This is a genomic window from Acinetobacter indicus CIP 110367, from assembly GCF_000488255.1.
GTDB classification, from domain to species: domain Bacteria; phylum Pseudomonadota; class Gammaproteobacteria; order Pseudomonadales; family Moraxellaceae; genus Acinetobacter; species Acinetobacter indicus.
The window spans coordinates 157,067-168,617 of sequence record NZ_KI530754.1 but is presented as its reverse complement, the minus strand read 5'-3'; the positions used below and the strand labels follow the sequence as shown (position 1 = coordinate 168,617).

12 protein-coding genes are annotated in these 11,551 nt (G+C 47.8%); 5 read left to right on the top strand and 7 right to left on the bottom strand.

What is annotated here, in order from left to right; genetic code table 11:
- Positions 1 to 9: 9 nt before the first annotated feature.
- The gene (gene ppsR / locus P253_RS05545; protein ID WP_005178719.1) at positions 10 to 846 is read left to right on the top strand and encodes a posphoenolpyruvate synthetase regulatory kinase/phosphorylase PpsR; all 837 of its coding nucleotides are present in this window, start codon (positions 10 to 12) and stop codon (positions 844 to 846) included.
- 183 nt (positions 847 to 1,029) lie between these two features.
- On the opposite strand, the gene P253_RS05540 is transcribed toward ppsR, so the two are convergent.
- From P253_RS05540 to P253_RS05525, 4 genes are all read right to left on the bottom strand, one after another.
- Positions 1,030 to 1,599 (bottom strand): NAD(P)/FAD-dependent oxidoreductase, encoded by a 570-nt coding sequence (locus P253_RS05540; protein WP_005178717.1) that lies wholly within the window; start codon positions 1,597 to 1,599, stop codon positions 1,030 to 1,032.
- Positions 1,600 to 1,819: 220 nt separating this feature from the next.
- Positions 1,820 to 2,815: an LLM class flavin-dependent oxidoreductase gene (locus tag P253_RS05535; RefSeq protein WP_016659094.1), complete on the bottom strand. Its 996-nt coding sequence runs from the start codon at positions 2,813 to 2,815 to the stop codon at positions 1,820 to 1,822.
- Positions 2,816 to 2,965: 150 nt separating this feature from the next.
- Positions 2,966 to 3,469, bottom strand: a complete 504-nt coding sequence (locus P253_RS05530) for a glycine zipper domain-containing protein (protein ID WP_005178715.1) — start codon at positions 3,467 to 3,469, stop codon at positions 2,966 to 2,968.
- 223 nt (positions 3,470 to 3,692) lie between these two features.
- On the bottom strand, positions 3,693 to 4,115 hold the full coding sequence (locus P253_RS05525; RefSeq protein WP_005178713.1) for a glycine zipper domain-containing protein: 423 nt from the start codon (positions 4,113 to 4,115) through the stop codon (positions 3,693 to 3,695).
- Between the two features lie 358 nt (positions 4,116 to 4,473).
- Here P253_RS05525 and prfA point away from each other — a divergent pair, with 358 nt between their 5' ends.
- Together prfA and prmC are read left to right on the top strand one after the other, a co-directional pair.
- Positions 4,474 to 5,562: a peptide chain release factor 1 gene (prfA, locus tag P253_RS05520; protein WP_005178710.1), complete on the top strand. Its 1,089-nt coding sequence runs from the start codon at positions 4,474 to 4,476 to the stop codon at positions 5,560 to 5,562.
- Positions 5,562 to 6,389, top strand: a complete 828-nt coding sequence (prmC, locus tag P253_RS05515) for a peptide chain release factor N(5)-glutamine methyltransferase (RefSeq protein ID WP_016659093.1) — start codon at positions 5,562 to 5,564, stop codon at positions 6,387 to 6,389. Before prfA ends, prmC begins: the two co-directional genes overlap by 1 nt.
- Here prmC and P253_RS05510 read toward each other — a convergent pair.
- The 3 genes from P253_RS05510 to P253_RS05500 all read right to left on the bottom strand — a co-directional run bounded on the left by P253_RS05510 (position 6,386) and on the right by P253_RS05500 (position 9,040).
- Entirely contained in the window at positions 6,386 to 7,297 is a 912-nt protein-coding gene (locus P253_RS05510) for a bestrophin family protein (RefSeq protein ID WP_016659092.1), read from the bottom strand. The two genes, prmC and P253_RS05510, sit on opposite strands and share 4 nt — an antisense overlap.
- Before the next feature lie 149 nt (positions 7,298 to 7,446).
- Complete coding sequence (locus tag P253_RS05505; RefSeq protein WP_005178707.1) at positions 7,447 to 7,797, bottom strand: hypothetical protein; 351 nt, start codon at positions 7,795 to 7,797, stop codon at positions 7,447 to 7,449.
- A 223-nt stretch (positions 7,798 to 8,020) separates the two neighbouring features.
- Positions 8,021 to 9,040: an AraC family transcriptional regulator gene (locus P253_RS05500; RefSeq protein WP_016659091.1), complete on the bottom strand. Its 1,020-nt coding sequence runs from the start codon at positions 9,038 to 9,040 to the stop codon at positions 8,021 to 8,023.
- A 159-nt stretch (positions 9,041 to 9,199) separates the two neighbouring features.
- Between P253_RS05500 and P253_RS05495 the strand changes: the two genes are divergently transcribed.
- Both P253_RS05495 and P253_RS05490 read left to right on the top strand, forming a co-directional pair.
- The gene (locus P253_RS05495; protein WP_005178702.1) at positions 9,200 to 9,970 is read left to right on the top strand and encodes a 3-hydroxyacyl-CoA dehydrogenase; all 771 of its coding nucleotides are present in this window, start codon (positions 9,200 to 9,202) and stop codon (positions 9,968 to 9,970) included.
- A gap of 178 nt (positions 9,971 to 10,148) precedes the next feature.
- Positions 10,149 to 11,285, top strand: a complete 1,137-nt coding sequence (locus P253_RS05490; protein ID WP_016659090.1) for an acyl-CoA dehydrogenase family protein — start codon at positions 10,149 to 10,151, stop codon at positions 11,283 to 11,285.
- Positions 11,286 to 11,551: the final 266 nt, after the last annotated feature.

Sequence of the window (11,551 nt, the reverse complement as noted above, 5' to 3'; positions counted from 1 at the left end):
AGAATTTTAATGTCCGAAGGTAAACAAATTAAGCGGAGTGTGTTCTTTATTTCCGATGGAACCGCAATTACAGCCGAAACCTTGGGACACTCCCTTTTAGCGCAGTTTCCGAATGTCGATTTTGACATTCATATTATTCCCTATATCAGCTCGGAAGAAGCAGCCACCGATGTGGTGTCAGAAATTAACCGACGTGCTGAATTAGACGGTCAGCCGCCACTGGTATTTGATACGTTGGTCGATCCGTATGTGCGCGATATTATCAACACCGCCAATGCCGTCAATCTGGACGTATTTGAGGGGTTGATCAGCAAACTGGCCGATGAGCTGGGCACACAGCCAACCACGCTGGTGGGGCAGACCCATGCTGTAACTGATTCAGAATCGTATAAAGCGCGAATTGATGCGGTACATTTTGCTTTGGACAATGATGATGGCGCACGTACCCGTCACTATGACAAAGCTGATCTGATTCTCATTGGCGTATCCCGTTCTGGTAAAACCCCAACCTCGATTTATTTGTCATTACAGTTTGGTATACGTGTGGCCAACTATCCACTGACCGAAGAAGATTTGGATGATAACCGTTTGCCAGCTGTGCTGCGTCCACACAAACATAAATTATTCGGTTTGATGATTGATGCCGAGCGTCTGGTGGCAATTCGTACCGAACGTAAAGCCAATAGCCGTTATGCCAGCTTTAACCAGTGCCAGATGGAATTACGCGCCATTGAAGGCATTTATATTTCTGAAGGTATTAAATACCTGAACGTGTCTGAAATGTCGATTGAAGAAATTTCGACCCGTGTCCTGCAAATGACCGGTCTGAAACGTCGTATTGGTTAAGTAATTGTTGTTAAAGCTGGAATACTACAGGCTGCAGTATTCCAGTAGATATTAGACTGGAAATAAATTAAAAAACTAAAAAATCGGCCTAAAATCCTGTTTCATCCATTGCTCTCATCGGCTTGAAAATTAATAACACTTTTCTCTTAATTTACCGCTCTTTTAATTTACTTGTACCTGTATTTACTTTTCCGGATTACGGTGAGTCGTAATAATCACATCGACCTTATATTCACTGCCATCAATGGTATAAATACTGTGTTCTGCAATTCGGGCAATGGGCCAGGTAATTAACTGACAGTTGTCACGTTGCAGCGCAGCATAATAACTGTCCGATTTAAAATAGGCGTGCTGGGTATCGGCAATATTCGGGGTTAGCTGACGTTTTAGCCAGGTATCTACCACCTGCGCATCTAAAAAGCGCAAGGCCAGAATATTCTTGACCCGGTTGTTAAACAGCCGGCGGTTTTTAAATACCAGTGGATGGCTGATTAAACGATGGATACCGCGTTCGGTACTTGGTAATACAAAGTGCGGTTCAATCTGAAAGACTTTAACCTGGCTAGCGACCTGGGCAATTTTGTCCAGCTGCGAGACACTGTCCTGATTGGCACCAATAATCGCCACGCTGCGTTGACTGAAGTCATGCTGTTTGCTGTCTTTGGCACTAATGCAAAGCCCCTGAAAGGCATGAAAGTCTGCTGCACAATTTTCAAATACGCTTTTGCCGGTATCCTGCTGTTTAACGACCATGAGGGCATCCTTTCATTCTTGGTTTTATCAATTTAGATGTTTTACTCTATTTTTAGTCAGCTCTTGCTGGAAGGTAAAGCGCTTTAACTATCTGGCCAGTCATTTCGGTCACGGTGACGAAAATATCAGTGCAGGATGGGGTGAGAATAGATTCACCATCACAATAAAAAAAGCCTGTAAATCGACACGGTTTACAGGCTCCATCACAGCTCGATGAAACTTATTTGAGCTGCATCAGGTAGTCAAAGTTTTGCAGACGTTTTTCGGTGTCATAGACATCACAGGTAAAGATAAACTCATCGACCTCATAACGGCTCAACAACTGTTCTAAGCCGGCTTTGACAGTCGCTGGTGAGCCAATTTGACCCATGGCATAGAAGTTATCCACCGACATTTTTTCAGCCGGTGACCATAAACCGTCCATGCTGGCGACTGGCGCTTTTAATTTCAGGCTCTGACCACGCATTAAACCTAAAACCCGCTGATAGGCACTGGTGGCCAAAAACTGCGCTTCTTCATCGGTGGCCGCCACGACCGTTGGCACGCCCATCGATACATAAGGCCGATCTAGATATTCAGACGGCTGGAAGTTGTCCCGATACAGCTGAATGGCCTGACCGAGCATCCGCGGTGCAAAGTGCGAGGCAAACGAGTAAGGCAGACCCAGTCGGGCCGCCAGCTGGGCACTAAACAGGCTGGAACCGAGTAACCAGACCGGAACATGGGTGCCTTGTCCCGGCGTCGCTACAATGCGTTGCTGCGGTTCAGGTTCTTTGAAATAGTGCAGAATTTCCAGCACATCTTGCGGGAACTGGTCTTCAGTTTCCTGACGGCCACGACGCAAGGCACGCATGGTGGTCTGATCGGTGCCGGGCGCACGACCGAGACCCAGCTCAATCCGGTCTGGATAGAGTGTGGCCAGCGTACCGAACTGTTCTGCCACCACTAAAGGGGCGTGGTTGGGCAACATAATCCCGCCAGAGCCGACTTTTAAAGTCTGGGTGTTGGCCAGAATGTAGCTGAGCAGCACCGCTGTGGCCGAGCTGGCAATGCCGTCCATATTATGATGTTCAGCCAGCCAGAAGCGGGCATAGCCCAGTTTTTCTGCCCGTTGCGCCAGCTCTAGCGCATGATGCAGGGAAAATTGAATGGTTTTATCGTCACGAACCGGTGCCAGTTCCAGAATGGAAAATTGTGTGTCTTTTAAACTGCGCATTGGCGTTCTCTATTCACATATCTATGGCTCACAGCATACGTTGTGTTCCGATGTTTGTATATCGCTTTTTTTCGATATAAGGTTTCATCGTGTAAAACAACACAAGCACCCGAAGGTGCTTGTGATAGGTTTAGATTCTGAACTTTGAAATTAACGGCGTTTTCCGTTTTTATAATGACCCAGATGCAGGCCATTATCACTGCGGTAACGGTCATTATAACGATAGTCGTTGTAACGGTAGCCACGGCTGTCGTAGCGACGGTCATAACGGTCATCATAACGGCGATCTTCGCTGACTTTGGTGCCTAATACTGCACCGGCACCACCACCTAAGGCTGCGCCAATATAACCACCATTGCTGCCGGCCATGTTTTTACCGACACTATAACCACCAGCGCTACCTAAAGCGGCACCAATGGCTGCACCATTGCGGTCACGTTTATCGGCAGAGACTGCTGCACCACCGGCACCACCCAAGGCAGAACCAATTAACGCACCGGTTGAGCCGCCCATTTGCTGGCCAATGGCTGCACCGACCACACCACCTAAAGCGGAACCTACTGCGACACGGGTGTTGTTGTCGGCGTGTGCTGTACCCATCATAAGCGCTGAGCTGGCCAGTACTGTACTCAATAAAATTTTGTTGATCTTCATGCTTACACTCCAAAGAGCACATTCAATTTGTCTTGACTTTAATGTAGAAAAACTTTGAGAAAAGATCGTGGAGGGCACAGGTGTCAAAATGCTAATTTTGGTCAACGCTGTGTAATTTTTCTGTCGAATCTCTTCATAATTGCCTCCTCATCCATCTACTGAAAAAATGAAATCCCAGGCGTAAAAAAAGCATCCTGAAGATGCTTTTTTTACAAGGGGAGAATTAACGACGACGTTTTTTCTTCCATTTACGTTCCTGGTAACGGTCGTATTCTTTATCTTTGGAAATCTTGTTACCCAGCGCTGCACCACCGGCTGCACCGAGCGCTGCACCAATATAACCACCATTCGTACCGCCCATGTTCTGACCCACGGTATAACCCGCACCGCCACCTAAGGCACCGCCAATGGCAGATTCAGTACGATGGCGTTTGTTACTGGCTACAGCTGCGCCACCTGCACCACCTAAAGCCGCACCAATGGTTGCACCCGTGGTACCGCCCATGTTTTTACCTAAGGCTGTACCTGCGACACTACCTAAGGCACTGGCTGCAGCTACACGGGTCGCATTGTCAGCATGTGCATTCACCGTCATGAAAGAAGTGGCAGCAAGCGTTGCACTTAATAAAACAGCATTGAGTTTCATATTCACTCCATGTCCAAGAGCGGACTTTTTAATGTCATTTGATGGCAGTAAATGTAACAAAAGGATTCCCTGCAAATATGGAGAGGCACCTTCATAATTCAGTGCTTTGGTTTCGGCTTTGTATAAGTTGTATTAAAACTGTCGATTTTATCGGCAGCCCAGACTTTAAATTGAAAGAGGCAGGATGCATCTCTTGCACGCTGTAGCGTATTTGCCGGATTTGGCCATCAACCACGCAGTTTCTGCTACGAATAAAGATGTTATTTGCTGGCCAGAATCGTTAAACTATGGCAATTTTTTGATTTCGCTGGCCTTATTGAATTAGGGCGACAGCCTGTATATTGAGATAATTTGCACAATGAAAGAATCGTTACGTTTACGATTAGATCAACTTTCTGACCGTCACGAAGAATTAACAGCACTCTTGGCCGATGCTGAAGTCATTTCCGATAACAAACGCTTTCGCCAGCTGTCGCGCGAACACAATGACCTGAGCGAAATTACCGAAGTCTGGGGCAAATATACCCAGGCCGAAGCCGATATTGAAACGGCTGAAGCAATGCTGTCCGATCCTGACTTTAAAGAGATGGCGCAGGAAGAGATCAAGGAAAACAAGGCACTGATTGAACAGCTGGAAGCGGATTTAAACATCCTGATGATTCCTAAAGATCCCAATGATGCCAACTCGGCCTATCTGGAAATTCGTGCCGGCACCGGTGGTGATGAAGCAGCAATTTTCTCCGGCGATTTATTCCGCATGTACAGCAAATATGCCGAATCTCAAGGCTGGCGTATTGAAGTGCTGTCAGAAAACGAAGGCGAACACGGCGGCTATAAAGAAGTGATTTGTCTGGTTAATGGTGACGGGGTCTATGGCCGCCTGAAATTTGAAAGTGGCGCACATCGTGTCCAGCGTGTTCCGGCAACTGAATCGCAAGGCCGTGTACATACGTCCGCCTGTACCGTGGCTATTTTGCCTGAAATTGATGTCGATACCACGGTGGATATTAACCCGGCAGATTTACGTATTGATACCTACCGCGCGTCGGGTGCCGGTGGTCAGCACGTCAACAAAACTGACTCTGCGGTGCGTATTACCCATATTCCAACCGGAACGGTAGTGGAATGTCAGGAAGAACGTTCGCAGCACAAGAACAAAGCCAAAGCCATGGCCTTATTGGCCTCACGTCTGGAAAATGCCAAACGTGCTGCAGCAGATGCTGCCACTTCGGAAATGCGTCGTGACTTGGTCGGTTCCGGTGACCGTTCCGAGCGTATTCGCACCTATAACTATCCGCAAGGGCGGATGACCGATCATCGTATTAACTTAACTTTATATAAGTTAGATGCAGTGATGGAAGGTGATTTAACCGAATTGCTGGACAGCCTGCACCGTGAATATCAGGCCGATCAGCTGGCGTTACTTGCCCAGCAAAATGGTGGCTAATGAAAATTGCCGATGCACTGGCCATTCGTGGCGTAGCAGACAGCTACGAACGTCAGGAAAATCTCTGGCTACTGGAGCATATTCTAGGTTTATCTGCCTTGGCGCTGAAATATCAGGCCGATCGTGAGCTAAGCCCAGAACAGGAACAGCAATATCTTGCGGGTATTGCCCGGATTGAAGCAGGTGAACCCTTGGCCTATGTCACCGGTTCACAGCCATTCTGGACACTGGATTTAAAAGTCACACCAGATACCCTGGTGCCAAGACCAGATACCGAAGTACTGGTAGAAAGCTGTTTGCAACTGGATTTACCGGCACAAGCGGCGATTATCGACTTGGGTACCGGCACCGGTGCGATTGCCTTGGCCTTGGCATCGGAACGTCCGGATTGGCAGGTGACTGCAACCGATATTTATCCGCCGACTCTGGCGGTTGCCAAAGAAAATGCGCAGACGCATAACTTTGAGCGGGTAGAGTTTAAGCTGGGCGCCTGGTTTGCTGCTTTAGGCGTTCCTGCCGAACCGAGGTTTGATCTGATTGTGTCGAATCCACCGTATATTGCGGCTGATGATGTACATATGAAAGATTTGGCCACCGAACCTGAACGGGCCTTAGTGGCGGCCAAGCAGGGCTTATCTGATCTTGAGATTATTATTCAGCAAGGCAAGCACTGGTTAAAACCGCAAGGCTGGATTGCTGTAGAGCATGGTTATGATCAGGCAGTAGCTGTGCAAAATATCTTTAACGATGCCGGTTTTGTTGCGGTACGCACCATTCTGGATTATGGCGGTAATGATCGGGTGACTATCGGCCAACTCGGCGATTAAGTCAGGTTGCCTTTAATCGCCTGAATGGCCGGAGGTAATTCTTCACCCAAGGCACTCAGCATTTCCCGTTCGATTAGCCGGACCATGGCACTCAGTGGCAGGTCATTGTCTTGCAGGCCAAACGGTTCTTCCAGCTGTTCGCTTAAGGCATCCAAGCCCAAAAACAGATAGGCAATCAATCCCACCAGAATGGGGGTCCAGATACCTAAATTCGCCTCTAAACTAAAAGGCAGAATAAAGCAGAAACAGTACACGGTGCGGTGTAGCAATACCGAATACGAAAACGGCAAAGGTGTGGTCAGAATCCGGTCACAACCGGCCTGAATATCCCCTAAGCTGATAATGTGCTTGTTCAGGCCATGATAGACAATATCTGACAGTTCGCCGCTGTGCAGGGCCTTGACCAGATCTTTCTGAATCTGTTCCAGAATAAACTGGGCTGCATTAATATGCCCAAACAGCGCCTGATAATCGGCCGGGCTTAAATTGACCTTGTTATGATAAAAATCAATCGGCTCATTCTGGGTGCGCAGCCGGTTTTTCAGTAAATTGCTAAACAGCATTACCCGATACATCAGCACCTGACGTTCGGCGGGCGGCAACACATAGGAATCACGGGCAAGATGGCGTGAGGTGGCAATCAGCTGCCCCCATAATTTGCGGCCTTCCCACCAGCGTTCATAACTGGCAGTATTTCTGAAACTGAGGAAAATCGACAGGATAACCCCGAAAATGGTAAAGCCAATCGCGGGCACGGTCGGCGCCTGTACATAATGATGCGAGGACAGATAGACCAGCACGGTGGAAATGAACACCACCATCATTAAGGCCGGCATGACCTTGGGCAAGATGGTGCCTGACCATGCAAAAAGTAATGCGAAACTGTTGCTTTTATCCCGAATAATCATAGTGCTTCTGCGCGGATGCTCAGCCGTAGTGTTCCATAGCCGGACAAGGCAATGCAAGCCGTATACGTTGGGATGATTCAGTATAATCCAGTCAAAAAAAGTGACGCCGTAGCGTCACTTGAATAAGGCGTTGGGTAACTGCTCAAGATTTACATTGGATAATCTTGCAGACAGTCAGATACTTCCACTTGAGCCAGGCTATCGGTTTCTAAAGCCAGACACAGCGCTACAATTTTTGCCGTTTCGCTCAGGTTTTCATCTTTAAGTGCTAAGCCTGCTTGTAAGGCGTGCAGATCTTCCTGAGGAATATCTAAGGCTTGTGCCGCTTCTAGCGCATCTTCACGATCAAAAAATGCCGCCATCGCATTACGTAACTGATCTTCAGAGGTGTTGAGAATGCCTTGATTCAGCAATTCATCAAGTTGCTCTGAAGGAGTAGAAAGTGCGTGATTAAAATTTTGAACCAGATTTTGTGCAAGCACATCAATCATCTTAAGCATGGGAACCTCTAAAGATGGAGTACAACAAGGAGGAGGAGGGATTACAGCCAAAATTGCATAGAATCTATGCGATAAATTGAGTGAAAATTAATCTATTTTGGGGTGATTGGCAATGCTGTTACGATGAATGACCGGTTCAAATACTGCACTTGAAATGCCAAGTGCTTCATATTGCAACTTATATTTAAAAGTTCTGAGTTAAAAATATCAGCATAAATAACGGCTAGCTTTGATTCTGCCGGTAGGCCCCCGGATTTAAGCCAGTCCACTTTTTAAAGGCTCGGTGAAAGGCACTTGGATCATGAAAATTCAGCCGTTCACTAATATCTTGTAGCGATAGCTCGGTTTTCGATAGCAGTTCAATCGCGGTATCGCGGCGGATTTCATTTTTCAGTTGCTGATAGCTGGTACCTTCCTGTTTTAAACGGCGCTGAAAAGTGGCGCCTGACATATTCAGTTGTCGGGTCAGTTCATGCAGTTCCAGCCATTCACTTGGCGGACGCTGCATCAGTTGTTTGCGAATCATCGTGCTTAACGCATGCGGATTTTTAAAACGCACCAGCAGGTTATACGGGGTTTGCTGTAAAAAGCGTTTCCAGCTGCGCTCATCCTGCTTGATTTTTAGACCCAAAGCCTGCGCATCAAAATAGATTCGGTTGTCGGGTTGTTCATAGCGAATGTTTTCACAAAAGCGCACCCGATAATCTGCATCATCGCTTGGAGCCGGGCATTTTAGTTCGATTTTTTGAATGGCAATGCGCTGTCCACTGAGCCAGCAGATCAGGCTATGCACCAGCATTAAATAAGTCGCATAACTGAACATGGCTTTGGGCTGCGCCCGATCATGAAGGGTCAGCACAGCAGCATCTTTGTTGAGCTGCAGTTCCCCGCGCAGATCATCCAGAATTAGGTTGAAAAACTTTAGAATCTCTTTCAGTGCGGTTTCAATGGTATCGGCAGAGTAGACCCATTTGGACAATAAACGATAACTGCCACGGCGCAGCGGATGGCTGTCCATACCAAAAAACTCATCATTCATGGCATCGGCCAGGGCAATCCACAGCTGCCCATATTGCAGCACCGACACCCGCGCTTTGGCCGAATGCATCAGCTCCAGCGGAATACCGGCCCGGGTCAGAATGGAGTGAATTTCCACCCCTTGCTGCTGGGCGGCTTGCAGTGCTTCATGCACCAGTGCAATAGAAATGGTGCCTTTACTATAATGCAAATGGGATGGCGTCATCGCGTGTCTATTCAATTTAAAATTATGTTAAAAATGCTATTGTTCAAAGGCATCATGCAGGATGCTGTATTTGGAAATTGTACTCAAGCTGGAGTCTGATTACTCTGCATCTTAAGTCGAGTATGTGTCATTGATAACAAAACTATTTGGGAAAATAAAATGAAGATTCAAGGAAAAGTATGTGTGGTTACCGGTGGTGCATCTGGTTTGGGCGCTGCTACTGCACAGTATCTGGTGGAGCAGGGGGCCAATGTCATTCTGGTCGATATGAATCAGGAGCTGGGTACGCAAATGGCACAGCAATTGGGTGAAAAAGCCCAGTTTAAGGCGCTGGATGTGACCGATGAAGCCGCGGTAGAGCAATTCTTTGCCGAGATTGAGCAGCACTATGGCCAGTTAAATGGTCTGGTCAACTGTGCCGGCATCGCACCTTCAGCCAAAGTGCTGGGCAAAGAAGGCTTACATAGCTTAAGCATGTTCCAGAAAGTGCTGGACATTAATGTCAGTGGCAGCTTTAACATGATTCGTTTTGCTGCGCAGCTGATGGCCAAATATCAACTGCAAGCTGGTGAAGAAGAGCGCGGTGTAATTGTCAATACCGCTTCAGTGGCGGCGTATGAAGGACAGATTGGTCAGGCGGCCTATTCTGCGTCCAAAGGTGCGATTGTGGCGATGACCTTGCCGCTAGCGCGTGAACTGGCCCGTGAATCGATCCGCGTGATGACCATTGCACCGGGGATTATGGAAACACCAATGCTGAAAGCCTTTCCACAGCATGTGCAGGATGCTTTGGGGCAGATGGTGCCATATCCACCGCGTCTGGCTAAGCCACATGAGTTTGCCCAGTTGGTAGGACAGATTTTTGAAAATGGCTATTTGAATGGTGAGGTGATTCGTCTGGATGGTGCGATCCGGATGCAGCCTAAATAAGTACAATGCTTAAAAAAGCAGCCCTTTGCTGGGTTAAATAAATAGCCTAAGTAAATAAAAATAAGATAAACCCATCTGGTCTGGTTGTCGTGCTGATGCTGCAGCTAGACCATCCCCCAAGTTTTTAGATCAGCCAGCGTACTTCAGCCGAATCCAACGTAATGAGAACGAGAAAGCAATGATTTTAAATGAACAACAAAAAATGGTTCAGGACATGATGCGTAGCTATGCGCAGGAGAAATTGAAACCGACCGCAGCCGAACGCGATAAAACCGCACAGTTTCCGGCACAGGAACTGAAAGAGCTGGGCGCTTTAGGTGCACTGGGTATGACTGTATCGGAACAGTGGGGTGGTGCCGGTCTGGATTATATCTCGCTGGTGCTGGCTTTAGAGGAAATTGCCGCAGGAGATGGTGCGATTTCGACGATTGTGAGTGTGCAAAACTCTTTACCGTGCGGCATCATTCAGCGTTATGGCACTGAAGCGCAAAAACAGCATTATCTGACCAAACTGGCGACCGGTGAATGGTTAGGCTGTTTTTGCCTGACCGAACCGCAAGTCGGTTCCGATGCTAGTGCCATCGAATGCAAGGCTGAACGTGATGGTGACAGCTGGATATTAAATGGCACTAAGCAGTTTATTACCACTGGTAAACACGCCCAGCTGGCTTTGGTCTTTGCTGTGACCGATAAATCTGCTGGCAAAAAAGGCATTTCCTGCTTTTTGGTCCCGACCGAGAACCCCGGATATATCGTATCGCGTTTAGAAGACAAAATGGGGCAGCATTGTTCCGATACGGCGACTATTGTGCTGGATCAATGCCGTATTCCAGCTGATCATCTGCTCGGTCAGGAAGGCGAAGGCTATAAAATTGCTTTGTCCAATCTGGAGTCAGGCCGGATCGGGATTGCTGCCCAATCGGTGGGGATGGCGCGTGCTGCTTTAGATGCCGCCGTGGAATATGCCAATGAACGTAAAGCCTTTGGGGTTGAGATCGTGCAACATCAGGCAGTGGCTTTTCGTCTGGCCGATATGGCCACGCAAATTGAAGCGGCGCGTCAGTTGATTTTGCATGCAGCCAGCTTAAAAGATGCCGGTTTACCGTGTTTAAAAGAGGCTTCGATGGCCAAACTGTTTGCTTCAACCATGGCAGAGCGCGTCTGCTCCGATGCCATCCAGATTCATGGCGGTTATGGTTATGTGTCCGACTTCCCGGTAGAACGGATTTACCGCGATGTTCGGGTTAGCCAGATTTATGAAGGCGCTTCGGATATTCAGCGTTTGGTAATCGCCCGGGCTGTGACCCAGCCTTAAACCGGCATTGATACAGCAATATGTCCAAACACGGCATCACGATTGAGGCCAATGGAAATTGCAGTCGCGCTGTCCTTATGCTGAACTGAAGCATAAGATGCTATTCATCATCTAACCCATCTCCCATGTGAAGACCACTTTGCATGGGCACAACCTAAAAATAGCCGTATAAGAAATAACCCTGCAGTCGGATGGACTGCAGACCATCAGCCCGATGGCATGAAAACAACAAGGAACACGTCCTGCAATACGGATGTTTTTGCAGA